24 protein-coding genes and 1 tRNA gene are annotated in these 22,798 nt (G+C 72.5%); 8 read left to right on the top strand and 17 right to left on the bottom strand.

Going from position 1 to position 22,798, the window contains the following annotated elements; translation table 11 throughout:
* Positions 1-3 precede the first annotated feature (3 nt).
* The 4 genes from ITJ64_RS17380 to ITJ64_RS17395 form a co-directional block, all read right to left on the bottom strand.
* Positions 4-843 (bottom strand): alpha/beta hydrolase, encoded by an 840-nt coding sequence (locus ITJ64_RS17380; protein WP_194681926.1) that lies wholly within the window; start codon positions 841-843, stop codon positions 4-6.
* A 115-nt stretch (positions 844-958) separates the two neighbouring features.
* The gene (locus ITJ64_RS17385) at positions 959-1,438 is read right to left on the bottom strand and encodes a MaoC family dehydratase (RefSeq protein WP_194681927.1); all 480 of its coding nucleotides are present in this window, start codon (positions 1,436-1,438) and stop codon (positions 959-961) included.
* A complete protein-coding gene (locus tag ITJ64_RS17390; RefSeq protein ID WP_194681928.1) occupies positions 1,435-3,276 on the bottom strand; it encodes an MFS transporter in 1,842 nt (613 codons plus the stop codon). Before ITJ64_RS17390 ends, ITJ64_RS17385 begins: the two co-directional genes overlap by 4 nt.
* Before the next feature lie 116 nt (positions 3,277-3,392).
* Complete coding sequence (locus ITJ64_RS17395) at positions 3,393-4,718, bottom strand: Gfo/Idh/MocA family protein (RefSeq protein WP_194681929.1); 1,326 nt, start codon at positions 4,716-4,718, stop codon at positions 3,393-3,395.
* 230 nt (positions 4,719-4,948) lie between these two features.
* Here ITJ64_RS17395 and ITJ64_RS17400 point away from each other — a divergent pair, with 230 nt between their 5' ends.
* Positions 4,949-6,037: a LacI family DNA-binding transcriptional regulator gene (locus ITJ64_RS17400; protein ID WP_194681930.1), complete on the top strand. Its 1,089-nt coding sequence runs from the start codon at positions 4,949-4,951 to the stop codon at positions 6,035-6,037.
* A 103-nt stretch (positions 6,038-6,140) separates the two neighbouring features.
* Here ITJ64_RS17400 and ITJ64_RS17405 read toward each other — a convergent pair whose 3' ends face one another.
* The 3 genes from ITJ64_RS17405 to ITJ64_RS17415 all read right to left on the bottom strand — a co-directional run bounded on the left by ITJ64_RS17405 (position 6,141) and on the right by ITJ64_RS17415 (position 11,568).
* Positions 6,141-7,916, bottom strand: coding sequence for an ABC transporter ATP-binding protein (locus ITJ64_RS17405; protein WP_194681931.1), 1,776 nt, complete (start codon positions 7,914-7,916; stop codon positions 6,141-6,143).
* A 112-nt stretch (positions 7,917-8,028) separates the two neighbouring features.
* Positions 8,029-10,968, bottom strand: coding sequence for a rhamnogalacturonan lyase (locus ITJ64_RS17410; protein ID WP_370545250.1), 2,940 nt, complete (start codon positions 10,966-10,968; stop codon positions 8,029-8,031).
* 225 nt (positions 10,969-11,193) lie between these two features.
* Positions 11,194-11,568 carry a hypothetical protein gene (locus ITJ64_RS17415; RefSeq protein ID WP_194681933.1) on the bottom strand — a complete coding sequence of 125 codons (375 nt, stop codon included), beginning with the start codon at positions 11,566-11,568 and terminating at the stop codon, positions 11,194-11,196.
* Positions 11,569-11,643: 75 nt separating this feature from the next.
* On the opposite strand from ITJ64_RS17415, the gene ITJ64_RS17420 reads away from it, so the two are divergent.
* A complete protein-coding gene (locus ITJ64_RS17420) occupies positions 11,644-11,994 on the top strand; it encodes a VOC family protein (protein WP_194681934.1) in 351 nt (116 codons plus the stop codon).
* A 104-nt stretch (positions 11,995-12,098) separates the two neighbouring features.
* On the opposite strand, the gene ITJ64_RS17425 is transcribed toward ITJ64_RS17420, so the two are convergent.
* The 6 genes from ITJ64_RS17425 to ITJ64_RS17450 form a co-directional block, all read right to left on the bottom strand.
* Complete coding sequence (locus tag ITJ64_RS17425) at positions 12,099-12,275, bottom strand: hypothetical protein (RefSeq protein WP_194681935.1); 177 nt, start codon at positions 12,273-12,275, stop codon at positions 12,099-12,101.
* A 112-nt stretch (positions 12,276-12,387) separates the two neighbouring features.
* The gene (locus ITJ64_RS17430) at positions 12,388-12,768 is read right to left on the bottom strand and encodes a bleomycin resistance protein (protein WP_194681936.1); all 381 of its coding nucleotides are present in this window, start codon (positions 12,766-12,768) and stop codon (positions 12,388-12,390) included.
* An 82-nt stretch (positions 12,769-12,850) separates the two neighbouring features.
* A complete protein-coding gene (locus tag ITJ64_RS17435; protein WP_194681937.1) occupies positions 12,851-13,291 on the bottom strand; it encodes a VOC family protein in 441 nt (146 codons plus the stop codon).
* 71 nt (positions 13,292-13,362) lie between these two features.
* On the bottom strand, positions 13,363-14,010 hold the full coding sequence (locus tag ITJ64_RS17440; RefSeq protein ID WP_194681938.1) for a M23 family metallopeptidase: 648 nt from the start codon (positions 14,008-14,010) through the stop codon (positions 13,363-13,365).
* A gap of 64 nt (positions 14,011-14,074) precedes the next feature.
* Positions 14,075-15,232: a hypothetical protein gene (locus tag ITJ64_RS17445; protein ID WP_194681939.1), complete on the bottom strand. Its 1,158-nt coding sequence runs from the start codon at positions 15,230-15,232 to the stop codon at positions 14,075-14,077.
* Positions 15,233-15,542: 310 nt separating this feature from the next.
* On the bottom strand, positions 15,543-16,163 hold the full coding sequence (locus ITJ64_RS17450) for an RNA polymerase sigma factor (RefSeq protein WP_194681940.1): 621 nt from the start codon (positions 16,161-16,163) through the stop codon (positions 15,543-15,545).
* A 164-nt stretch (positions 16,164-16,327) separates the two neighbouring features.
* Between ITJ64_RS17450 and ITJ64_RS17455 the strand changes: the two genes are divergently transcribed.
* Positions 16,328-16,624: a DUF2277 domain-containing protein gene (locus ITJ64_RS17455; RefSeq protein WP_194681941.1), complete on the top strand. Its 297-nt coding sequence runs from the start codon at positions 16,328-16,330 to the stop codon at positions 16,622-16,624.
* Positions 16,625-16,705: 81 nt separating this feature from the next.
* Here the strand turns inward: ITJ64_RS17455 and ITJ64_RS17460 are convergent, their stop codons facing one another.
* Complete coding sequence (locus ITJ64_RS17460; RefSeq protein WP_194681942.1) at positions 16,706-18,019, bottom strand: HNH endonuclease signature motif containing protein; 1,314 nt, start codon at positions 18,017-18,019, stop codon at positions 16,706-16,708.
* 286 nt (positions 18,020-18,305) lie between these two features.
* On the opposite strand from ITJ64_RS17460, the gene ITJ64_RS17465 reads away from it, so the two are divergent.
* A complete protein-coding gene (locus tag ITJ64_RS17465) occupies positions 18,306-18,995 on the top strand; it encodes a hypothetical protein (RefSeq protein ID WP_194681943.1) in 690 nt (229 codons plus the stop codon).
* Between the two features lie 35 nt (positions 18,996-19,030).
* Here ITJ64_RS17465 and ITJ64_RS17470 read toward each other — a convergent pair.
* Both ITJ64_RS17470 and ITJ64_RS17475 read right to left on the bottom strand, forming a co-directional pair.
* Positions 19,031-19,102 (bottom strand) — tRNA-Gln (locus tag ITJ64_RS17470).
* An 89-nt stretch (positions 19,103-19,191) separates the two neighbouring features.
* The gene (locus ITJ64_RS17475) at positions 19,192-19,653 is read right to left on the bottom strand and encodes an Lrp/AsnC family transcriptional regulator (RefSeq protein ID WP_194681944.1); all 462 of its coding nucleotides are present in this window, start codon (positions 19,651-19,653) and stop codon (positions 19,192-19,194) included.
* Between the two features lie 126 nt (positions 19,654-19,779).
* On the opposite strand from ITJ64_RS17475, the gene ITJ64_RS17480 reads away from it, so the two are divergent.
* Positions 19,780-20,268 carry a DUF2000 domain-containing protein gene (locus tag ITJ64_RS17480; RefSeq protein ID WP_194681945.1) on the top strand — a complete coding sequence of 163 codons (489 nt, stop codon included), beginning with the start codon at positions 19,780-19,782 and terminating at the stop codon, positions 20,266-20,268.
* A 25-nt stretch (positions 20,269-20,293) separates the two neighbouring features.
* Here ITJ64_RS17480 and ITJ64_RS17485 read toward each other — a convergent pair whose 3' ends face one another.
* The gene (locus ITJ64_RS17485) at positions 20,294-20,680 is read right to left on the bottom strand and encodes a sigma factor (protein ID WP_194681946.1); all 387 of its coding nucleotides are present in this window, start codon (positions 20,678-20,680) and stop codon (positions 20,294-20,296) included.
* Positions 20,681-20,756: 76 nt separating this feature from the next.
* Between ITJ64_RS17485 and ITJ64_RS17490 the strand changes: the two genes are divergently transcribed.
* The 3 genes from ITJ64_RS17490 to ITJ64_RS17500 all read left to right on the top strand — a co-directional run bounded on the left by ITJ64_RS17490 (position 20,757) and on the right by ITJ64_RS17500 (position 22,763).
* Positions 20,757-21,383, top strand: a complete 627-nt coding sequence (locus ITJ64_RS17490) for a phosphoribosylanthranilate isomerase (RefSeq protein WP_228508725.1) — start codon at positions 20,757-20,759, stop codon at positions 21,381-21,383.
* Entirely contained in the window at positions 21,380-21,760 is a 381-nt protein-coding gene (locus ITJ64_RS17495; protein ID WP_194681947.1) for a DUF1801 domain-containing protein, read from the top strand. The genes ITJ64_RS17490 and ITJ64_RS17495 overlap by 4 nt, the downstream gene beginning before the upstream one ends.
* Positions 21,761-21,926: 166 nt before the next feature.
* Positions 21,927-22,763 carry an alpha/beta fold hydrolase gene (locus ITJ64_RS17500; protein ID WP_194681948.1) on the top strand — a complete coding sequence of 279 codons (837 nt, stop codon included), beginning with the start codon at positions 21,927-21,929 and terminating at the stop codon, positions 22,761-22,763.
* The last annotated feature ends 35 nt before the right edge of the window (positions 22,764-22,798 follow it).

The following is a 22,798-nucleotide window of genomic DNA, read 5'->3' on the forward strand; positions in this document are numbered from 1 at the left end:
AGCTCAGGGGGCCGGGGCGGGTGCCAGTACGTCGGCCAGGAACGCGAGCGTCTGCCCGATCGCCGCGGGGGTGTACCCCTCGGCGTGGTGCGTGCCCGGCACGAGCTGCAGCGTGCTCGCCACGCCGACCGCCGAGAGCGCCTGCTGCATCGCCTGCGGGTCGCGCACCGGCACGAACTCGTTCAGCGAGTTGGCGAGGTAGACCGGGCCGGCCGCCGCGGTCGCATGACCCGTGGTGGAGGCCTCGGCGAGCAGGGAGCGGTCGCCGCCGACCTCCTGCAGCACGGTGAAGCGCAGGAACGCGTCGTCGGGCCCGGTCTGGTTGATGTCGGCGCTCTTCATGGCGTCGAGATCCTGCTGGGTGGGCTCGGCGATGGTGCCGTCGGTGGCCGCCACGATCCCCGCGAGGTCGAAGATGCCCGACCAGCTGACCGCCGGGCGCCCCGTCGCCAGCCCCGCCTCGACCGAGAGGTTGCCGCCCGCCGAGCCGCCGAAGAACGCTACGCGCCCGCGGTCGAAGCGCTGCTCCGACGCCAGCAGCCAGCGGTACGCCGTCAGCACGTCGTCGCGGCTCGCCGGGAAGGTGTGCTGCGGCGCCTCGCGGTAGTCGGGCACGGCCACGAGGTAGCCGGCCTCGACCAGGGTCGCGGCGAGCGGCGGCTCCTTGGACTTGTCGCCGCGGAACCACCCGCCCCCGTGAATGAGCACGATCGCCGCCCGCTCGTCGTCGGCCGGCCCGTCGGCATCGCGGTGGTAGAAGTCGAGCAGCAGCGGCGTGCCGCCGGCCTCGCCGTAGCTCACGTCGGTGGTCACGGTCATCGCGGCCGCGTCGGGCTGGTTCATGGTGTCTCCCGGTTGGTGGTGTCGTCGACGGATGCTCGACGGTGGTCGAAGGGCCGGGTGCCGCACCCCGGTGCGGCCGATGCCCGGCGGTGGCCTCTCGGAGCGAGGCCGCGCATCAGCGGCTGCGCCTCAGCAGGTACGTGTGCTCCCCCGCCAGCACGACCTCGGAGCGCTGGTTGTGCACCGTCACCCGTGCCGTGACCACGCCGTTCGAGCCCTCGGGGGTGAGCGCCGTGATCTCGAGCTCGGAGTAGAGGGTGTCGCCCGCGTGCACCTCGCCGAGGAACTGCGCCGACACCCCCGTGAAGGCGATGAACACCTCGCCGATCACATGCGGGAAGAGCGTGGCGCCCGGCGCGGTGAACGCGAGCACCTGCAGCCCGTGCACGACGGGGGCGGAGTGCCCGTGGGCCTTCGCCCAGACCTCGTCGTAGTGCACGGGGTGGTTGTCGGCCGAGACCGCCTGGAAGGCCGAGGCGTGGGCGTCGGTCAGGGTGCGGCTCGGCGCCCGGAACACCTCGCCGACCTCGAGCTCCTCGAAGGTGCGGGGCGGCACGATGGCGAAGTCGAGCGGGTCGAAGGCGGCGTCGGTCATGGCTTCTCCTCGGCGGTGGGTTCCTCGGGTGCGGCGGGTGCGGGCGCGGGTGCGGCGGCGGCTCCGGGCGCCGGCGCGTCAGCGTCGGCCGCGAGCAGGTGGCGGGGCACCTCGATCGAGACGAGGTGGTCGACCGTGACCCCCGACCGCGACAGCGCCCGGGCGGCGTCGCTGATCTCGGAGTCCCAGCCGGTGGTGCGCGTGCGGTGCTGGCTGAGGTGCTCCCGCCACGAGCCGACCGTGAAGGCCTCCACGATGAATCCCGGATGCTCGCGGTCGTCGTACAGCGTCCAGGTGCGCGCCCCGGTGCGGCGCCGGCTCTGCTCGACCCGCCGCATCAGCTGGAGGAAGCGGATGCGGTCGGCGTCGGCGATCTCGTACCGCACGATCACGAGGGTGCTGCCGTCGGGATCGAGCGGCGGGCGGGCGCCCGGGGCACCCGGAGTGCTCGAGGCGCCCGGGGCACCCGGGGCATCCGCGAGCGGGTCGCCGTCGTCGGGCCCGGCCGGCAGCTCGACCGGCGGCACATCGGTGAGCGGCATCGGTGCGAGCACCCGGCTCTTGCCAGAGGTCGGCAGCAGCGGCCGGAACAGCAGCCACACGGCGGTCAGCACCACCACCCCGCCCGCGCCCACGACGGTCACGACCACCCCGATCGACGTGCCGAGCGCCCCGGCGATCGTCGCGCCGAGCGCGGTGCCGCCGAACAGCACGAGCTGGTAGACCGACAGCCCCCGGGTGCGCACCCACGCCGGCAGGAACGACTGCACCGTGCCGTTGAGCGTCGCGATCACCCCGATCCAGGCGAGGCCCACCAGCACGAGCACCGGCAGGGTGATCAGCAGGGCGTCCGAGAGCGCGACCCCCGCGATGCCGAGCCCGTAGAGGGCGCTCGTCGCCACGATCAGCCGGCTGGTCCCCCAGACGTCCCGGAGCTTCGGGATGAGGAACGCCCCGCCGATCGAGCCGACCCCGAGGGCGGCCAGCAGCAGACCGTAGCCGTTCGAGTCGAGCTTCAGCCGAACATCCGCCAGCACCGGCAGCAGGGCCCAGAGCGCGTTCGCCGGCACGATGAACAGCAGCAGCTGCAGGTAGAGGCGGCGCACCACGCCGGCGTGCGCGACGTAGCGCAGGCCCGCGCGGGTGGCCGAGAAGAAGGGCTCGCGATCGGTCTTCGGCGGCCGGTAGCCCCGCCACAGCACGAGCACCAGCAGCAGCCCCGCGAAGCTCGCGGCGTTCAGCGCGAACACGAACGGGATGCCGAGCGACGCGATCGCCAGCCCCGCCAGCGCCGGACCGATGGCCCGCGCCACGTTCACCCCGATCGACGACAGCGAGGCGGCGTTCGCGATCAGCTTGGTGGGCACGATCTCGGGCACGATCGCCTGGTAGGCGGGCAGCTGCACGGCCGAGGCCGTGCCGAGCGCGAAGGTCAGCGCGAGCAGCAGCACGGGGTTCATCGCCCCGGCCGCGGTGAGCAGCGCCAGGGCGAGGGCGGTGAGCGCCTGCACGCTCTGCACCCCGATCAGGAGCAGCCGCCGGTTCGCGAACTCCCCGAGCACGCCGGCCGGGATGCCGAACAGCAGCACCGGCGCCGCCGACGCCGTCGACACCAGCGCGATCACCGCGGGCGAGGCGTTCTGCTCGACGAGGAACCACTGGGCTCCGACGGTCTGCATCCAGCCGCCGATGTTGCTGATCAGCCCGGCGATCCACAGCCACCGGAAGATGCGCACCCCGAGCGGCGCCAGCGCCCCCACCCGCGCCGCCGTGGCCGAGCCCGGCGCCGTGGCCGAGGCGGTGGACGCCGCCGGAGACACGGTGGGATCGCTGGTCATCGACACGCCTTCCTCCGGGCGCCCCACGCGCCCGTCGCAGCGAATCTACGGGCGTCGACGACCCGCCGCCTGTCCCTGCTGGTACCACGCAGGCCGGCCCGAGCAGGCCCGGCGGCTCAGCCGAGGAGGCGGAGGTCGGGGATGCGCACCGGCTCGCCCGTCGCGAGCGAGAGGTTGCCCGCGATGCCGACCGAGACGGCCTTGACGCCGTCCGCGAAGCCCGCGACGCGCCCCAGCGGTTCGTCGACCGCGACCCGGTGGAAGAGGTGGTCGAGCAGGTACGCGTCACCACCCCCGTGCCCGCCGATGCCCTCGGGGATCTCGACGACGCGCGCGCCCTCCCAGTGCCGCTGCACGACGAGGCGCTCCGAGTCGGGGCGCACGTCGTCCTCCGGCGAGTAGCCGGGGTTGGCGCTCGGGTCGACGACCACGCGCCCGTCCTCCCCGATCAGCACCGCGCCGCGCTCGACGACCTCGAGCTCGGCCCGCCCCTCGGTGCCGCTGACCGAGACCCGGTAGCCCTCCCAGGGCGAGTGCGCGTTCAGCGAGTAGCTCAACGTGGCACCGGAGTCGTAGTCGACCAGGGCCGCGAGGTTGTCCTCGATGGTGATGCCCGGGTCGAAGACGTCGCGGTCGCGCAGGTAGCCGTCGTGGTGCTCGTTGTCGAGGTAGAGCTCCTTCATCCGGGCGTCGGCCGTGAGGTCGAGCGCGAACGGGTCGCCGGTCACCCCGGTGCCGCGGGCCGGACGCTCGCCGAGCCCCCGCTCGGCGGCGTTCGCCGCCCCGTAGAAGCGCAGGCCGCCGCTCGCGAACACCCGCACGGGGGTCGCCGCGATCCACCAGTTCACCAGGTCGAAGTGGTGCGAGGCCTTGTGCACGAACAGCCCGCCCGAGTTCGCCTTGTCGCGGTGCCAGCGCCGGAAGTAGTCCGCCCCGTGCACCGTGTCGAGCGCCCACTCGAAGTGCACCGCGGTGACCCGGCCGATCGTGCCGTCGGCGATCACGGAGCGCAGCGCGCTGTTGCGCGGCGAGTAGCGGTAGTTGAACGTCGTGATGACCTCGCGGCCGGTCGCCTCGATCGCCGCGGCGATCCGGCGCACGCTCTCGACGTCGATCGTCAGCGGCTTCTCCACGACCACGTCGGCGCCGGCCTCGAGCGCCCGCACCACGTAGTCGGCGTGGGTGAAGTCGGGGGTGGTGATGATCACGCGGTCGATGCGCTCGTCCACGATCATCCGCTCGAGCTGGTCGGGCGTGTAGCGCTTCGGTGCCCGGATGCCCGCCGCCGTCACCTGGCGCTCGTAGACGTCGAGGCGGCCGGGGTTCACGTCGCTCCACGCGACGAGCTCGGCGACGTCGGCGTGCGGGCCGGTCAGCCCGCGCACGTAGAGGTCGGCCCGGCCGCCCGTTCCGATGAGTGCGTAGCGTTCGGTCTGGGCCATGGCGCTCTTCCTGGTTCTGGCGCCTGCGCGCCGTCGCGTTCGAGAAAGCGCTTGCCGATCATCCGGGAGCCGACTGCGTCGAGAGCCGCCCGGCTGCGAGAAAGCGCTATCCCAAGTTGTACCAGGGGCGCGCTGAGAGGGCAAACGTCCCGGGCGGGGCGGCGGGGTCGCGATAGCATCGGGATCGCTCGGGCAACGACCGCCCGCGCCATCCGGCACCGGAGGAACGCATGACCGGGAACACCCCCGACGGCCCCACGGCACCCCCGCTCGACGCGGGCCCGCGCCGCAGCTCGCCCGCGACGCTCGAAGACGTCGCCCGCGCGGCCGGGGTGTCGCTCGCCACCGCGTCCCGCTCGCTGAACGGCAGCAGCCGCACGGTGAACGCCGACTACCGCAGCAAGGTGCTCGACGCGGCGGCGCGGCTGAACTACTCCCCCAACCTCTCGGCGCAGGCCGTGGCCCGCGGCAGCACGATGACCGTGGCGCTCGTGGTCGCCGACATCACCGACCCGTACTTCTCCTCGATCGCGGCCGGGGTGGTGGCCGAGGCCGACCAGGGGCGCCTGATCGTCACGATGGCCGCCACCGAGCGCGACTCCGAGCGCGAGCTCGAGATCGTGCGCACCCTGCGCGGGCAGCGGCCGAAGGTCATCATCCTGGCCGGCTCGCGGCGCGAGGGCGATCCGTCGCAGGCCGCGCTGAAGAGCGAGCTCGAGGACTACGAGCGGGCCGGCGGGCGGGTCGTGCTGATCAGCCGCAACGAGCTCGGCTTCCGCACGGTGCAGATCGACAACGCCTCGGGGGCGTCCGCTCTCGCCGCGTCGCTGGTGGAGCTCGGCTACCGCCGCTTCTCGGTGCTCACCGGCAATCGCGAGCTGAAGACGGCCGCCGACCGCCTCGACGGCTTCACGGCCGAGCTGGAGCGGGCGGGCATCCGCGTCGAGGCCGACCGCGTGGTGCAGAGCGCCTTCACCCGCGACGGCGGCTACGAGGGCATGCAGACGCTGATCGCCGCCGGCCTGCAACCCAACGAGGCCGTCTTCGCGGTGAACGACGTGATGGCGGTCGGCGCGCTGTCGGCGCTGCGGGATGCGGGGCTCACCCCAGGGGCGGACGTGGCGGTCGCGGGGTTCGACGACATCCCCACGGTGCAGGACGTCTGGCCCACCCTCACGACGGTGACCGTGCCGCTCGTCGAGGTCGGCCGCACGGCGCTCCGCCTCGCCCTCGAGGACGCGGACGCCGCCGCCGTGTCGGCCGGCTCCCCCGTCGCGACCTCGGTCGTGGTGCGCGACAGCACACCACGCCGCGCCTGACGCGCCGGCTCCGCACAGCTCACCACAGGGCGCCTGACCCGCCGGCTCCGCGACAGCTCGGCCGCGCATCCGCTCACCGGCGCCGCCGGCCCCTGACGCGCCCCTACGCCGACTGCACCCGGTGCAGCTCCGCGTAGCGGCCCCCCGCCGTGAGCAGCTCGTCGTGCGAGCCGACCTCCACGATCCGCCCCCGCTCGAGCACCACGATGCGATCGGCCGAGCGGATGGTCGACAGCCGGTGTGCCACCACCAGCGTGGTGCGCCCCCGCATCAGCCGCGCCAGCGCCTCCTTCACGGCGGCCTCCGACTCGGGGTCGAGCGCGCTCGTGGCCTCGTCCAGCAGCAGCACCCGCGGGTCGCGCACGAGCGCCCGCGCGATGGCGATGCGCTGCCGCTGACCACCCGAGAGCCGGGCGCCGCGCTCGCCGACGACGGTGTCCCAGCCCTCGGGCTGCGACGCCACGATCTCCAGCGCGTTCGCGTCGCGGAGCGCCGCCCGCACCGTCTCGTCGGACACCGGCCCGAGCCCGTAGGCCACGTTCTCCCGGATCGACCCCTCGAACAGCACCGACTCCTGCGGCACCACCGACACGAACCGCCGGAACGACCTCAGGTCGAGCGTCTCCATGTCGACCCCGTCGAGCAGCACCCGCCCCGACGCCGGCCGGAGGAACCCCAGCACCAGGTTCAGCATCGTCGACTTGCCCGACCCGCTCGACCCGACGAAGGCGATGGTCTCCCCCGGATGCACGTGCAGCCGGATCCCGCTCAGCGAGTCCGTCTCGGCACCGGGGTACCGGAACGACACGTCGTCGAGCTCCAGCTCGCCCGCCACCCGCTCGACTGCGACCTTGCCCTCGTTGTGCTCGAGATCCGGATCCTGCAGCACCTCCGCCATCGACCGGATCGACTCCGTGCCGCGCGCCACGATCGGCAGCAGCATCAGCAGGCTCGTCATGCTGCTGGTCAGCAGCGCGAAGTACGAGCTCAGCAGCACGACCTGTCCCGCCGTGATCGGCAGCCAGCCGCTGATCGACACCCACGCGGCGAGCACGAGGCAGCCCACCCCGAGCAGCTGCAGGCTCACCCAGGACAGCGACGCGAACCGCCCGTTCAGCAGGTCGAGGCTGAACCCCGCGGTGCGCACGCCCTCGGCCCCCTGCGCGACCCGCCGCACCGCCGTGCCCTCGACCCCGTGCGCCCGCGTGATCGGCATCAGCGTCGCCATCTCGCCGACCCGCGACGAGAAGGTCTCCATCTCGCGCCGGAACGTCTCGTTGCGCCGCGCCGAGCGCTTGCCGAGGACGTAGCGCAGCATCACCGCGATCGGGATGGTCAGCGCGTACACCGGCAGGAACGCCGGCACGTTGATCGCCGTCATCGTGACGGCACCGGCGAGCACCATCGTCGACGAGAGCAGCGGATGCGCGGTCTGCTGCAGCATCAGCTCGACGTTCTCGACGTCCCGCACCACCTTGGTCTGCACCACCGACGAGCTGGCCCGCGAGTGGAACCCGATCGACAGGTTCTGCAGCCGGGACGCGAGTCCGTTGCGCAGGTCGGCGCCGATCTGGCGCACCGCGGTCATGAACAGCCGCGTGTACATCACGTGGTTCGGGTAGTTCTGCAGCAGCGCCACGAGGGCGACGGCCGTCCAGATGGCGAGCGAGCTCATCGGCCCGCCGTCGACCACGATGTCGATCACGGCGCCCGTGATGACGGGCAGGAGCCAGAGCGGGATGTCCTTCAGCACGAAGAACAGCACGGCGACGGTCACGCGGCGGCGGTGCATCCCGAGCAGGTGCAGCACCGTGCGGCCCGGATGCGCGCCGTCGACGATCCCGTCGATCCCCTGCCCGGTAAGCGCTTTCTTGGCCATACCCCATCATCCCATCAGCCGCCCGACCGGCGCACCCCCGGTAGACGCACGGATTCCCGCCGCCGAGCCCGAGGAGGCGTCGGCGGCGGGAATCCGTGCGTGAAGGCTGCCGCTACTTGCAGCTCAGCGCCGCGTACGGCACCGAGTAGCTCGAGTGGTACCCCACTCCGTCGACGAACGAGTACGCCGTGACACTCGCCGTTCCGGCCGCGACCGTCACCGCGCCCGAGCCGACCAGGGAGTACGCCGCCTTGCCGGCCGCCACCGCGGTCACCTTCTTGTCGGTGCCGAGCACCGACAGCCGCACGTCGGCGGGCCGGCCCGAGTCGTTGTACGCGTACACGGCGACGTGGGCCGTGCCGTTGACGCACTGCGACTTCGCGTTGACCCCGAGGCGCACCGGCTGGGATCCGGTCACGACCGCGGTCGCCGAGGGCGCCGAGGCCGCCGACGGGCCGAGGTCGCTCAGCGCCACGACGGTGGCCGTGTAGGAGCCGGCCGGCACCGAGGCGGCGGCGAAGGAGGCTCGCAGAGCATCCGCCCCCACCGTGGTCTCGAGGGGCGAACCGGAACCGTCAGCGCTCATCAACGTCACCCGGTAGCCCGTGAGCGGGGAGGTGCCGGGCGAGGCCGGCGCCTTCCAGGTCACGTTCACGCCGGCACCGTCGACGCCGATGCCCGGTGCCGCGACCGGCATCGGCGGCGCCGCGAGCGGCACGTTCGCGAACGCCATGTCGGACGCGAGGTAGAACGAGGTGTAGCTCGGCTGGTTGTAGGTGGTGTTCTGCCGCGCGACCTCGACCCGGTACTGCGGGTCGTGCATCAGCGTGTACAGCTTGTGCGCGGTGACCTCGGTGCTGACGTGGATGTTCAGCGCGCTCGAGTCGGCCGAGCGCAGGATCAGCTCCTCACGCCAGTCGCCGAACACGTCGGCGACGAGGTTCGCCGTGCCTTTGGTGCCGTTGTTCGTGCGCTCACCGGTGGCGGTGAGCAGGCGACCGCGGGTCCAGTCGTCGATCGTCGGGGTGGCGTCACCGCTGCCGTTCAGCAGCTGCGTCGTCAGGTCGCCCGCCCAGCGGATGGACTGGTTCGTGCCCGGGATCGCCGTGCCGAGGCTCTCACCCGACGCCGAGCGGAGGCGCGTGGCCCAGGTCTCGAGCCCGGGAACGGTGGGATCGACGTCGCCGACCATGCCGCGACCGGTGTCTTTCCCGCTGTACTCGCCGTAGATCAGCTCACCCGTGGCGGCGTCGCGCAGCGCGTAGCCGTAGGGCGCGTAGGCGGCTCCCTCGTGCACGGTGAAGATCTCCAGGCCCGGTCGCGCCGGGTCGATGTCGGCCACGTGCATGGCGTCGCCGTGGCCGAGCTTCGCCTCGGTGCCGGGTGCCGCACTGCCCTCGGGCAGCGTGTCGTAGGAGCTGTAGAGCAGGCTGCCGTCGTCGTCGAGCGTCGCCGAGCCGTACACGATCTCCTGCTTGCCGTCGCCGTCGACATCGGCCGCGCTCAGCGAGTGGAAGCCCTGCGTCGTCAGCCGGCCCCACTCCGGGCTCGTGCCCTCGCGGCCGTGCGGCGAGTCGTTGAACGGGTTCGACATCGGCACGAAGCCGCTGTCGACGAGGAAGCGCTGGGCGAGGTTCTCGCCGTCCCAGTCCCAGGCCGCGACGGTCGCGCGGGTGTAGTAGCCCCGGGCGAACACGGCAGACGGATGCTCGCCGTCGAGATACGCGACACCCGCCAGGAAGCGGTCCACCCGGTTGCCGGGCTCGATCCGCGACATGGAGTAGTCGCCCCAGAGCAGCCCGTCGTCGGTGCGTCCGGGGGTGTACGGCACGGTCTGCAGCTCGGCACCGGTGGCTCCGTCGAAGACCGTGAGGTACTCGGGGCCGTCGAGGATGAAGCCCTCGAAGTTCCGTAGGGCGTTGCGGGCGCTGCGGGAGGGCGCGTAGACGTCGATGAAATGGTCGACGAGCTCGCGCGCATCCGCTTCGCTGAGGGGGTAGTCGTGGGTGACGGGGATGCCGAAGGCCTCTTCGAGCGTGGCCGGCCAGGTGCCGTCGACGACCTCGGGGCGGGTCGACCAGCCCTGGAAGACCTCGACCAGGTGGTCGGCGTAGTCGGCGGCGCTCAGGCGGTAGTCGTCGTCGTTGCCGTAGCCGGCCGCGACGTCGGACTCGGGGAGGGTGACGAAGGCGTCGTTCGTGACGGCACCGTCGGCGTAGCCCGTCGACTTCGTGCCGGGAGCGGTCTTCGTCATGAGCTCGGCGCGGCCGTCGCCGTCGAAGTCGTAGACCATGAACTCGGTGTAGTGGGCGCCGGCGCGGATGTTCACGCCGAGGTCGATGCGGTTCAGCAGCGTGCCGTCGAGCTCGTAGGTGTCGAGGAAGACGGTGCCGGTGTAGCCGACCTGGGAGACGTCCTTGGCGTTGGACGGGTCCCACTTGACGATGAACTCGTAGGCGCCGTCGCCGTCGACGTCGGCCACCGAGGTGTCGCTCGCGGAGTAGGTGTAGGCCTCGCCGGCGGGGGTGACGCCGTCGGCGGGCTTCGTGAGCGGGATGCTCGCGACGGCGTCGCTCGTGCCGCTGGTGCTGCCCGTCAGCGCTGTCGCCGTGGCGCTCTGGGCGCCCACCTGGCCGCCGAGCACGGGGGCGACGGTGTAGCTGCTCGCCGCCGTGCCGTCTGGGTCGCGGAAGTTCGTGCTGTCGGTGACGTCGGCGATCTTCGCGCCGTCGCGGTAGACGGCGAAGTCGGCGCCGGTGAGGCCGGTGTCGTTCGCGCCGTAGGCCTCGCTCTTCAGCAGGCGCCAGCTGAGGAAGACGCCGTCGCTCGTGGCGGCGGCGACGAGGCCGCGGTCGAGTGCCTCCAGGCGGGGGGTGCCGGGGGCGGCTGCGGTGGGTGCTGCCCCCGTCGTGGTCGCCGTCGCCGACGCCGTTCCCGTTGCCGTTTCGGCCGGTGCCGCGGCGAACGCGGCCGGCGCGGCGGTCAGAGCGAGTGCGGCGGCGGTCACCCCGACCAGTCCCGCCCGTCCCGCTCGTTTGAATCGATTCATCATTGAACCCCAATCACCGGAAAGCCCTTTCCCGATTGCGGGCCAAACTACCACCCCCGTTCGGGGGAGGTCAACGGCCGAGCCTGTCCGCGTTCGCTTACCGGGCCAGGCCGTCGCCGGGCCAGGCCGTCACCGGGCCGGGCTGTCACCGGGCCAGGCTGTCAGCGGTCCCGCGCGGGCTGCTGCCGAGGACGGCGTGGGACCGCCTTCGCTCACCGGGCCAGGCCGTCACCGGTCCCGGGCGGGCTGCGGCCCAGGACGGCGCGCGACCGCGGTCGCGATCGCGGCGACCGACAGCAGCACCCCGTTCCACAGCGCCGCTCCCACGAGGGCGGCGATCGGCAGGATGACGATCCCGTACTGCTGCTCGCTCCACAGCACCGACAGCGCGAGCACGGCGAACCCGATCGTCCCGATCCCCGCGACCACCCGCGCCGCCACCGCGACGACCCCCGCCGGCCGGACGCCCGCGCCCCTGAGCGGTCGCGCCGTCGCCCCCGCCGCCGGCCGCCGCGCCCCGCGCACGCCCAGCCACACCGTCGCCGCGCCCACCCCCAGCAGCACGACCGGAACGACGAACAGCAGGGCGGCGGCACCGGACATGGCGCGAGCCTAGCGCCGCCCGAGCATCCGTCACCAGCCGATGCGACGAGAACCGGCGGCCACTAGCGTGGGCGCATGGAAGCGAGAGCGGTGACCGTCGGCGTGCCCGTGCGAGACCTCGGGAGGGCCGTCGAGTGGTATCGGGCGGCGTTCGGGCTGGGCGAGCCCGATCTGGTGCCGATGGAGGGGCTCGTCGAGTTCGACCTCGGAGCGTTCTGGCTGCAGCTGGCCACCGCGCCCGAGCGGGCGGGGCACGCGGGCCTGACGGTGAACATCAGCGTGGCGGATGCCGGCGGCCTGCGAGGGGAGCTGGCCGGCAAGGGGCTCGCGGTCTCCGCGCTGGAGCGCTTCGAGGGCGTGGTCGAGTTCTTCAGCCTGACCGACCTCGACGGCAACACGATCGGCTTCGTCACCGAGCTCGCCTGACCGCATCCCGCGAACCTGGTCGCGAAGCGGTGGGCCGCCGGGGAGGACGGCACCTTCCTCCGCCACCTCGGCGACGAGATCGTGCGCCGGGTCGCGCCGGGCGCCTAGGGCCGGTCGGGCCGGGCGGGCGGCCCCACCGGGTCGTCATCCCCCGGGTCGCGGTCGGGCGTCTGCCGCCAGGCGTGCCGCGTGCCCCAGAAGATCATCGCCACGGCCAGCGTCGCGAACGGCACCCCGACGAGCCAGTTGTCCATCGTGAGCCACAGCGCGGCCGCGAGCACGAAGAAGACGACCCCGGTGGCGACGTGCTGCTGCGAGGTGCTGTCCGACGATCCGCTTATGCCTCCACGCTACGAAGAAGCGTGCGGCCCGCGCATCCCCCGCGCGACGGATTCACCCCTCCGGCGGCTGCTCGATCAGCGTCAGCTGCGTGCCGTCGGGGTCGATCAGGAACCCGGCTCGCAGCCCCCAGTCCTGCCGGCGCACGGGGTGCAGCCGCGGCATCCCGACCGTCGCCTCGGGCACACCGGATGCCCGGATCGCCGCATAGAGCTCGTCGACGTCGCCCACCCGAACGGTGCACATGACCCCGCTCGAGTACGAATCGAGACCCGGCTCGGGGAAGAACTCGAGCTGCACCGAGCCGCGGGCCAGGATCAGCCATCCCTCGTCGCGGAACACCCGCCCGAACCCGAAGGCCCCGTAGAACGCCTCGGTGCGCCCGAGATCTCGCGACGGCAGATTCGGCACCGCCCGATCGGCACCGGAATTCATTCGACCCGAGCCAATCCGGCGACCCGGGTCGATCCGGCGAGCCGGCCGAGCGGTGTCGCGGAGTCACCGGTCACGAGGGCGGTCACTCCGCCGGCTGCAGCGCCTGGGCGAGCATCACGATGATTCCGCTCGGTCCGCGGAGGTAGGTCAGCCGGTACTGGTCGAGGTACGTGGCGACGCCCCTCAGCGGATGGCAGCCGTGCCGGGCGGCGACGGCGAGCGCCTCGTCGATGTCGTCGACGGAGAACGCGACCCGGTGCATCCCGATCTCGTTGGGCAGGGTCGGCGTGGTCTCGATGGCGTCGGGGTGCAGGTACTCGAAGAGCTCGAGCTGCCCTGCGCCGTCGGGCGTGGTGAGGATCGCGATCTTCGCGTGGTTGCCGTCGAGGCCCACCGCGGTGTCGGACCACTCGCCGCTGACCGTGTCGCGCCCGGCCACCGTCAGGCCGAGGTCGGTGAAGAACGCGATCGTCTCCTCGATGTCCCGGACAGCGATGCCGACGTTCACGAGCGAGATGGCCATATCCCCACGTTACGAGCCGCGCCGCCCGGGCACCAGCCTCGAAACGGCGCCGGAACTGCGCCGGTGCTGCGTCAGAACTCGTCGACGGACACGAGCTGCGACTCGGCCGTGAGCTCCCGCCGGCCGCCGACGTCGAACACGATCGGCAGTCCCCGAGCGGTCGGCCAGTCGGTGCTGTCGGTCGCCTGCAGATGCACGTGGGGCTGCGTGCTGTTGCCCGAGTTGCCGCACCGACCGATGAACTGCCCGGCGCGCATCCGCTCGCCGACGACGACCGCGACCGACCCCCGTCGCAGGTGGGCGACGAGGATGAACGGCCCGCCCTCATCGGCCGCGATCACCACATGGTTGCCGGCGATCGCCGCCGGCCCCTCGCGGAGGCGCCGGGCCTGCCCGGCCAGGTAGGCGGCGAGCGCGGGCTGCGACCTCCGTGCGGCATGATCGGGCTCGCCGTCGTGCGCGATCACCACCCTGCCGGTGACGGGCGCCAGCACGGGGGCACCGAAGCCGACGAAGCGCTCCGGTGACTCCGACGTCACCAGGGCGCGCCAGCTCGGGGGTGCCGACCGCCCACGGGGGTCGACCGGGATCAGATCGATCGCATACGTCGTTCCCATGAGGTGCGTGCCGTGGCTCGGCACGCGTCGCGCCGGACTGTTTCGCGCCCGGAAGGTGCCCCGCAGCGGATAGCCCAGCACGACGGCGTCGTCTGTGGTCATGGAAGCCGCCCCGCTCTCGCCGTCGGCACGAGCCTAGGAGCCGGAGCGCATCCGGTCGAGCCCGTCAGCCCAGGTTGATCGCCACGATCAGGCCCACGAAGCAGAGGGTGACGAAGCCGACGACGAGGATCGTGCCGAGACTCCACGAGGTGCGCAACCGGCGACCCGGGCGGGCGACGGCACGGGACCGCGACGGCGACGACCGCGACGACGACCGCGACGACGACGACTGCGACCCCGCACCCGCGCCGCCGCCCGGCCCCACGTCCTCCCCCCGCGCGACCCGCTCGTCGCGCCACCGCCCCCAGCGCTCGATGCGGTCGTCCAGCGCATCCACGGCGGCGGCGAGCGCCTCCCACCGCTCGGCGCGATCGGTGATCAGGTCGCGGGCGCTGATCAGGAACATCCAGTCGTCGACGATCTCGACGTCGAGCCCGCGCAGGTGGTCGACCAGCCGGGCCATCACGTCGGGCGTGAACAGGTACAGCGCGTCGCGCTCGTAGCCCTCGGGGCAGTACAGCCGGAAGAACCGGTCGAAGTCGCCCTCGAGCTCGAGCATTTGCGTCTCCCGCAGCGCCGCCGAGGTGTGCAGAGGCCGCCGCGGCCCCTCCTCGCTCCGCAGCAGGATGTTCGGCAGCGCCACCGGCAGCCGCAACGCGCAGTACCCGCCGAACTGCGGCGCCGTGTTGTCCATGGTCGCGTTCACCAGCTCGTAGTTCGCGAACTCGACCCCGCGCTCCCCGGGCGTGCGCAGCACGCGGTAGAGGTTCAGGGCACCGCGCCGCCGGAACGGCGACCCGAGAGCGGCCTTCGTCGGCCCCGGGCTGTAGCTCAGGCCGTTCGCGGCGGCGAAGCCCATCAGCCTGTGGTGCACGCGCGGCCGGGGGCGACGACGCCGCAGGCGAACCCACGCCCATCCGCAGATCACCCCCGCGAAGAGCATCAGCCCGCCGATGACGCTCTGCACCAGCACCGCCTGCACCACATCGGGGCCGCCCTCGCCGATCGTCGCGACGACGATCAGCACGAAGGCCAGCAGCCCGATCGGGGTCGTGACCGTGGCGAACCCGAGCACGAACCGGCGCACGGCCCCGGCGAGATCACGGGCCTCAGGATGCGCGGCGACGAGGTCTCGCCAGGAGCGCCGCAAGTCACGACGGTGCACCGGCTCGGTGAGGGCGGTCGTGTCGATCGGAGTGGGCAGCGCCTGCACTGTCTCCACCGGCTGCCGGCACCTCCTGCCGCGCGACCGGTGCCGCGCCCCTAGACGATAGTGGCCCGGCCGGAGTCGGCCCGCCAGCGGTCACCGCGGAGCGACGGCCTCCCGCAGCGCCCGCCGCGCGGTGGTCGAACTCGGTCTGTGGCAGGGCCGGCCGGCTCGGCGCGTCCACGTCGGAAGGAGATTCGGGGGGAGCGCGACCATAGTGGTGGCGGTACCCCCGAATCTCCTTCCGAGGCGCACAGCGCGGCGCGGCGCCGAGCGGGGCGGGCGCGGTGCGGTGCGGGCGCGGCGCGTCAGCGCGGGGGCAGGGTCAGCGCCAGTGGGCGAGTTCGGTCGCCAGGAGCGCGCGGGCGCGGGCGATCATGCCGCGGACGGTCGAGACCGGGAGCGCGAGGCGGCGGGCGATCTCGTCGTAGCTGAGGTCGTCGAGCTGGCGGAGGCGCCAGCAGCGCTGCTGCGCGTCCGGCATGGTGTCGAGCACCCGTTGGGCGTCGGCCGCGAGGCAGGAGCGGCGCGCACCGTCGTCGGGGTCGGGCTGGTCGGCGGCGAGCATCCGCTGGTCGAGGAGATCGCCGCCCCGGGTGCGCACCGCCGCCGAGCGGAGGCGGTCGTAGCTGCGGCGCCGGGCGGTGGTGACGAGCCAGCCCGCGATGGACTCGCCGTCGATGACGCTGTCGGCGTGGGTCCAGGCGGCGAGGAAGGTCTCCTGCACCACGTCATCGATGTCATCAGTGCTGCCGAGGGTGCGGTACGCGACGCTGCGGAGCAGTCCGGCGTAGCGATCGACGATCTGCGCGAAGGCCCGGTCGTCGCCCGAGGCGGCCCGCACGACGAGCACCCGATCGGAGTCCCACGAGAGGTCGTCGAGCGGACTCGGCGGCGCGTCCGACGGACGGCGGGTGACGCTCAGGGCACTGGTTCTGGGTGACATGCGAACTCCGGACATTTGATCAATACGTGTGCATGATTCGTCACGAGCCCCCTCCCCGCTTGCCCCGCCCGTGCCCCCAGTTAGGGTGAGGCCGATCGAGATCCGGCCGATCGAGGGCCCGTCAAGCCGTGGACTCGGCGGGAGGTCGGGAGTAGCCTCTCCGCATGTGCAGGAACATTCGGGTGCTCCACAACTTCGAACCGCCGACGACCGATGATGAGGTGCGGGAGGCGGCACTGCAGTTCGTGCGCAAGGTGAGCGGCTCGACGCATCCCTCGCGGGCGAACACGGCGGCCTTCGACCGGGCCATCGACGAGATCGCCGCCGCCACCCGTCGCATGCTCGACGAGCTCGTCACGGCCGCGCCGCCGAAGAACCGCGAGGATCAGGCGGTCAAGGGCCGCGAACGCCACGAGAAGCGGATGGAGCGCGAGGTGCGCATCCGCACCGCCACGGTCTAGCGAGTCGCGCGACCGCCCGCGGGCGCTGCGCGCTCGGGCGCTCTGTCGGTCGAGCAGGGTCGACGGCAGTCACGCGGGCGGCTAGAACGGCGGATGGTCGGGAAGATGCCGAGTCGCAGCCGGCGGGGAGGGCGGCTGCGCCGGGGGCGGTGGGCCGCCGCGCTCGGGCGGCCGCGTGGTGTGGCGGGCGCCGGACGGCGACCTCCAGTGCAGCGCCCGACCCTCCCCCGCCTCGACCTGCCAGCCCGTCTGGTGCTTCAGGGTGTGGTGACGGCGGCAGAGCGCCGCGAGGTTGTCGAGGCCGGTCTCGCCGCCACGCGCCCAGTCGGTGGTGTGGTCGAGGTCGCAGCGGTCGGCGCGGCGCACGCAGCCCGGGAAGCGGCAGGTCTCGTCGTCGAGCACCACCGCCGCCCGCAGATCGGCGGGCACCTTGTAGCGATCGCGCCCCACGGAGAGCCGCTGACCCGTGATCGGGTCGGTCAGGATGCGCAGGAACGACGGCGCCCCCGCCGCCAGCCGGCGGGCCGCCTCGACCGGGATCGGCCCGTAGCCCTGCAGCTCGCCGGCCCGCATCGACCGCCCGAGCAGCGTCAGCACCGGCACGGTGACGACGACGTTCGCCGTGATTCCGCGAGCCCGCGCCGCGGTGTCGCCGTCGCGGTGCAGCAGCAGCTCGACCAGCCCGTCGGCCCTCAGCTGGGCGTGGGTGCGCGACTCCTCGGGAGAGCGCAGCGCCCGCCCGAGCTGGTCGAGGGTGTCGTCGATGGCGAACGCGTCGACGGCGGACAGGTGACAGACGAGCGTCGCCATGCCGTCACGCTCCTTCTCGAGCCACACCGCCCGCTCGTCGCGCGCCTCACGGTGGCGGACGTCGATCGATTCGGGGTGCATCCGCTCTCGGACCGCCCGCGCGTGCGCCGCCAGCTGCGACGGGGTCTGCGACTCGGCCTTCGCGGTCGCGACCGCCTCGAACTCGCCGCGCGCCCCCTCGGGCAGCGTTCGCGCCTGCCGCACCACGGACTGGGCGTGCGCATAGCCGATGTCACCGCGGGCCAGCGAGGCGAGGGTGACGGGCAGGAAATCGGTGAGCGTCTCGGCGTCGTCGATGCGCTGCGAGGCGGTCGACTCCGGAACGTGCAACGCGGTGGCGACCTCGGCCACGAGCGACCGCCGCGAGTGCTCGAGAGACCCGCCGGGCAGCGCGGCCAGCCAGTTCGCCTTGCGAGCGGCCTCGGCCAGCAGCCCGACCGCCCTCGCCTCGAGCACCGCCTGCTCCCGCCGGATCAGCGCCACCTCGTCGACGTCGGCCCCGATGCCCCACAGCAACCGCTCGCGCGTCGCATCAACCGAGCGCCCCTCGAGGGGTGCGGGAGCGAAGGCGAGTGAACTGTTCATGAGCTTGCCTCAATCCTACCGCGGCCCGCCTCCGACCTCAAGCAAACCGGCAGATCACAGCGACAATTCCTCCCGACCCGACCACATCCATCGAGGGCAAGCGCGGAGCGCGCGGCAGCCGCCCGCTACCGCCCCCAGGCGCCCAAAGCCGACAGGGCTGCCGCGCGCTCCGCGCTTGCCGACGACGGTCACTGCTCGCGTTCTCGAGAGCCACGACGGTCACCGTTCGCCTGCTGTTCGCCCGGCCACGCGCGTGGCACCGACGCCGACTGGCTAGCGTTCAGGCATGACGTCGGCACGGTGGTCATTGGTCGTCGCCGGATTGTGGCTGGCCTCGGCGGGGCTGCAGGTGGCCGCGTCGCTCGAGCGGTGGGTGGTCGCGGCCGGCTCCTGGACGCGAGACCAGGTGTCGATCAAGGATCACCGCTTCGACTACTCCTGGCCCGCCGATCCATGGGAGAACGTGGGCGCCGCGGCTCAGCTGCACGGTGCCGGGCTGCTGCTGCTCGCGATCGGCCTGCTGCTGCTCCCGCGAGCGGCTGCCGGCCGCAACCCCGGCCTCGACGGCGTGGCCGTGATCGTCATCGCCGCCCTGGCAGGGTTCGACGGCATCCACGTGCTCGCGTCAGGGCTGCTGGGGTTCCCGTCGCCGCTCCAGTACCTGCCGGTGCAGCTCCTGCTCACGGGAGTGAGCGCCATCGGCCTCGTCTACCTGGCTGCCGAACGCTTCACCTCGACGACCTGGCCGGCCGCGATCGCCTGCCTCCTCCTCGTCGGCAGCACGATGCCAGGGCTGCTCGTGGCAGCCTTCGTCATCGCCCCCGCCGTGGTCGGCTACCAGTCGTTCGACACGACTCCATGGACGGAGACCATCGTCGCCGCCTGGACCGCCCTCGCCGCCGTCGCGATGCTCGTCGCGGCGGGCCTGTCAGCGCGCAAGGCCTCGATCGGCCGACGCCGTACGAATCAGCGGTAGATACACGAAAGGCCCGGATGACCGGGCCTAGCTTGCTGGGGTACCTGGACTCGAACCAAGAACAACTGAACCAGAATCAGCCGTGTTGCCAATTACACCATACCCCAATGGCCTCTACCGGAGCTCGGGCCGTCGTCTACCCTAGCCTATCTCCCGCCCCCTGCCAAAAGCGCCGCCGGTCACGCGTGCGCGGCGCTCAGAGCGGCGCGATCACGGCACTCCGCACATGCTCGTACACGACCGAGGTACGCACGTCGGCCACCTCCGGCCGCTCCGTCAGCCGGTCGATCACGAAGCCGTACAGCGCCTCGTTGTCGGGCACCGCGACGTGAACCAGGAAGTCCTCGGTGCCCGACGTCACGAACACCCCGATCGTCTCGGGCAGCTCGCTCACCCACGAGCGGAACCCCTCGATGTTCTTCCGCGACGGCGGCCGGATGCGCACCGCGATCATCGCCTGCACCCCGCGCCCGAGGGCGGCGAGGTCGACCGTGACGGTGGATCCGGTGAGCACACCGCGGTCGCGCAGGGCCCGCACGCGGTCGAGTGCGGTGGTGGGCGCCACCCCGACCGAGGCGGCGAGGTCGCGATTGGTGCGCCGTGCATCCGTCTGCAATTCGCGCAGGATGGCCGTGTCGAGTGCGTCGAGCGATGCCATTCAGGCTCCTTCTCCGTACGATGTACGGCTTGATTGCGCCAGTGTCGTGCGGGTGAATACTATCGCCGCATCCGGCCGTGTGGGTCGGCCGCCCATCGAGCACTGAGAGCCTGGAGAGAACGACGGATGCCCGCGACCCCCGCCTACCGCCCCGAGGAGATCCTCACCCACGAGTCGACCCGTTCGGCGCGACTGAAGTGGGTGGTGGTCGTCGACACCGCCCTCGAGCCCGGACGCCTCGCCAACGCCGTGGCCTGCGTCGCGGCCGCCACCGGTGATGCGGTGCGGGGGCTGCAGGGGCCGGGCGGCCCGGATGCGGGCGGGACCGAGCATCCGGGACTCGCCTGGGCCGGGTGCACGGTGCTGGGTGCGGGTGCCGAGCAGCTCGCGAACGTGCGGGCCAAAGCCGTGGCCGCGACCGCCTCGGCGGAGACGGACGACGACGCCGTGTGGATCGCCGACATGCCGCTCGCGGCGCAGACGACCCGGGTCTACGACGAGTTCCTCGCCGAGCTCGCGCGCACCGAGCCCGAGCAGCTGCAGTCGCTCGCGCTGAGCATCGTGGGGCCGCGGGCGACGGTCGATCGGATCGTGAAGAAGCTCAAGCTCCTCTGACCCGGCGGGTGGTGCTGCTCGCGAGCTAGGCGCTGATCGCGATCTCGTCCTCGGAGCCGGAGCCGGAGCCGGAGCCGCTGCCCGAGCCGCTCGCCGCGGCCACCGCACGGCCGTGGGCGCTCTGCAGGATCCAGGCGAGCGCCGAGCCGTGGCGGGGGTCGAAGCGCGACGCGCGACGCCAGACGTCCACGAAGACGTCGAAGCAGACGCCCTCGCCCTGCTGCGGATCGGCCACGAACTGGCGGATGAAGCCCAGCACCCGCGGAGCCACGCGATCGTAGAGCTCGGCGAACGCCTCGGCGTCGCCCTCGGCCGTCCGCGCCAGCAGCGCGTCGAGCGGCGCGATGCTCGGGAGGCTTCCGTCGTGCGGGGTCACGCTCCACTGTGACATGACCCCCAGGTCGATGCTCACGGATCGACCGGCACCCAGCCGATCGTCGCTCAGCGGCACCGGACGCCCGAGGCGGTCGGGCCGGTAGGCTCGCCGCATGGATGCCGCGCCGCTGCTCGTGAAGGTGTGCGGGCTCCGCACCGAGGCCGCGATCGACACCGCCGTGGCGGCCGGGGCCGATGCCGTGGGCTTCGTCGTCGCGGCCGGGAGCCCGCGGTACGTCGACGCCGGCACCGCCCGGCGGCTCGTCGAGCACACCGCCGGCCGGGTCACCACCGTGCTGGTGACGAAGGGGCTGACGCCGGAGGACGCCGCCGCGGCGGCCCGCGCGGCGGGGGTCGACGTGCTGCAGGTGCACGGGTTCGATCGCTCGGAGGTGGGCCGGGCATCCGCTCTGTTCCCGCGGGTGTGGCGGGCGACGTCGGCCGACGCGGCGGAGCTGCACTCGTGGGGCGAGGAGCTGCTGCTGATCGACTCGCCGCGACCCGGATCGGGCGAGCGGTGGGACCTCGGGGCGCTGCAGGAGCGTCGGCCCGCGGAGGCGTGGCTGCTCGCGGGCGGGCTCGATCCCTCGAACGTCGGGCAGGCGGTCGCGGAGGCCGCGCCGAGCGGCGTCGACGTCTCGAGCGGGGTGGAGTCGGCTCCCGGGGTGAAGGATCACCGGCTGATCGAGCGCTTCGTCGAAGAGGCGAGAGCGGCCCGGGCGACCCGGGCGAGACCGTGAAAAGCGTCGAGGAGTTCATCGCCGCCCTCGACCCGGCGCAGCGCGAGCAGGTGGTCGAGCTGCGCCGCATCGTCCTGGCGCTCCCGGTCGACCTGACCGAGCACGTCAAGTGGAACTCCCCCAGCTACGTGCACGACGGCCTCGACCGCCTCACGATGAACGTGCGCAACAAGGAGCGCGCCGTGCAGCTCGTCCTGCACCTCGACACCGCGCGGCCCGAGGTCAAGAACGCCCCTCCGGTGATGGTCGACGAGACCGGGCTGGTGCGCTGGCTGTCCGACATCCGCGGGGTGATCACCGTGCCGCCGGGCACCGCGGTGAGCGAGCTGGAGCCTCGACTCACGGCGGCGCTGACCGGGTGGCTGCGCATCCGCTGACCTGTTCGTCGGGTTTCGTTCCGACGCTGGTCGGAAGCGGGGCGGTGCAGAACTGAACAGCTGTCGGAACATCCGGAATCGCGCTCTCACGAGCCATTTCGCGGCGTTATGGTGGAGCCACTCTTCACCCCCCGAAGAGCGGGAAGACTGAACGCGGAGGTCGATCATGCCGTTTGTGACCACGGACGATGGCGCAGAAATCTACTACAAGGACTGGGGCAGCCCCGATGCCCAGCCCATCATGTTCCACCACGGATGGCCGCTGTCGTCCGACGACTGGGACGCGCAGATGCTCTACTTCCTCGACCAGGGCTACCGGGTGATCGCCAGCGACCGCCGCGGCCACGGCCGCAGCAGCCAGATCGGCACCGGCCACGACATGGACCACTACGCCAGCGACGCCTCGGCCGTCGTCGAGCACCTCGACCTGCAGAACGCGATCCACATCGGCCATTCGACCGGTGGCGGCCAGGTCGCCCGCTACGTCGCGAAGTACGGCGAGCCGCAGGGCCGCGTGGCCAAGGCCGTGCTCGTCTCCTCGGTGCCGCCGCTGATGGTGCAGACCGACGCCAACCCCGAGGGCACCCCGATCTCGGTCTTCGACGGCTTCCGCAGCGCGCTGGCCGCGAACCGCTCCGAGTTCTACCAGGCCGTCGCCTCCGGCCCCTTCTACGGCTTCAACCGGCCGGGCGTCACCCTGTCCGAGCCCGTCGTCGCCAACTGGTGGCGCCAGGGAATGACCGGCAGCGCGCTCGCGCACTACATCGGCATCGCGGCCTTCTCGGAGACCGACCAGACCGAGGACCTCAAGGCCATCACGGTGCCCGTGCTCGTCACCCAGGGCGACGACGACCAGGTCGTGCCCTACAAGGACGCCTCGCTGAAGCAGCACGAGCTCCTGCAGAACTCGACGCTGAAGATCTACGAGGGCTACCCGCACGGCATGCTGACGACCCACGCCGACGTGATCAACCCCGACCTGCTCGCCTTCATCAAGTCGTAGCGGCTCACCCCGTTCGAAGAGGTGCACCACCGGCT

Source organism: Herbiconiux sp. VKM Ac-1786 (assembly GCF_015350805.1).
In the GTDB taxonomy this organism is placed as follows: domain Bacteria; phylum Actinomycetota; class Actinomycetes; order Actinomycetales; family Microbacteriaceae; genus Herbiconiux.

Bases quoted from the DNA above. Each gene is read 5' to 3' on its own strand.
- ITJ64_RS17480 (WP_194681945.1), top strand. From the start codon at position 19,780: ATGCCCGCGACCCCCGCCTACCGCCCCGAGGAGATCCTCACCCACGAG.
- ITJ64_RS17490 (WP_228508725.1), top strand. From the start codon at position 20,757: ATGGATGCCGCGCCGCTGCTCGTGAAGGTGTGCGGGCTCCGCACCGAG.
- ITJ64_RS17450 (WP_194681940.1), bottom strand. From the start codon at position 16,163: ATGTCACCCAGAACCAGTGCCCTGAGCGTCACCCGCCGTCCGTCGGAC.
- ITJ64_RS17455 (WP_194681941.1), top strand. From the start codon at position 16,328: ATGTGCAGGAACATTCGGGTGCTCCACAACTTCGAACCGCCGACGACC.
- ITJ64_RS17415 (WP_194681933.1), bottom strand. From the start codon at position 11,568: ATGTCCGGTGCCGCCGCCCTGCTGTTCGTCGTTCCGGTCGTGCTGCTG.
- ITJ64_RS17380 (WP_194681926.1), bottom strand. From the start codon at position 843: ATGAACCAGCCCGACGCGGCCGCGATGACCGTGACCACCGACGTGAGC.
- ITJ64_RS17465 (WP_194681943.1), top strand. From the start codon at position 18,306: ATGACGTCGGCACGGTGGTCATTGGTCGTCGCCGGATTGTGGCTGGCC.
- ITJ64_RS17475 (WP_194681944.1), bottom strand. From the start codon at position 19,653: ATGGCATCGCTCGACGCACTCGACACGGCCATCCTGCGCGAATTGCAG.
- ITJ64_RS17460 (WP_194681942.1), bottom strand. From the start codon at position 18,019: ATGAACAGTTCACTCGCCTTCGCTCCCGCACCCCTCGAGGGGCGCTCG.
- ITJ64_RS17420 (WP_194681934.1), top strand. From the start codon at position 11,644: ATGGAAGCGAGAGCGGTGACCGTCGGCGTGCCCGTGCGAGACCTCGGG.
- ITJ64_RS17440 (WP_194681938.1), bottom strand. From the start codon at position 14,010: ATGACCACAGACGACGCCGTCGTGCTGGGCTATCCGCTGCGGGGCACC.
- ITJ64_RS17400 (WP_194681930.1), top strand. From the start codon at position 4,949: ATGACCGGGAACACCCCCGACGGCCCCACGGCACCCCCGCTCGACGCG.
- ITJ64_RS17395 (WP_194681929.1), bottom strand. From the start codon at position 4,718: ATGGCCCAGACCGAACGCTACGCACTCATCGGAACGGGCGGCCGGGCC.
- ITJ64_RS17410 (WP_370545250.1), bottom strand. From the start codon at position 10,968: ATGATGAATCGATTCAAACGAGCGGGACGGGCGGGACTGGTCGGGGTG.
- ITJ64_RS17385 (WP_194681927.1), bottom strand. From the start codon at position 1,438: ATGACCGACGCCGCCTTCGACCCGCTCGACTTCGCCATCGTGCCGCCC.
- ITJ64_RS17435 (WP_194681937.1), bottom strand. From the start codon at position 13,291: ATGGCCATCTCGCTCGTGAACGTCGGCATCGCTGTCCGGGACATCGAG.
- ITJ64_RS17500 (WP_194681948.1), top strand. From the start codon at position 21,927: ATGCCGTTTGTGACCACGGACGATGGCGCAGAAATCTACTACAAGGAC.
- ITJ64_RS17390 (WP_194681928.1), bottom strand. From the start codon at position 3,276: ATGACCAGCGATCCCACCGTGTCTCCGGCGGCGTCCACCGCCTCGGCC.
- ITJ64_RS17405 (WP_194681931.1), bottom strand. From the start codon at position 7,916: ATGGCCAAGAAAGCGCTTACCGGGCAGGGGATCGACGGGATCGTCGAC.
- ITJ64_RS17430 (WP_194681936.1), bottom strand. From the start codon at position 12,768: ATGAATTCCGGTGCCGATCGGGCGGTGCCGAATCTGCCGTCGCGAGAT.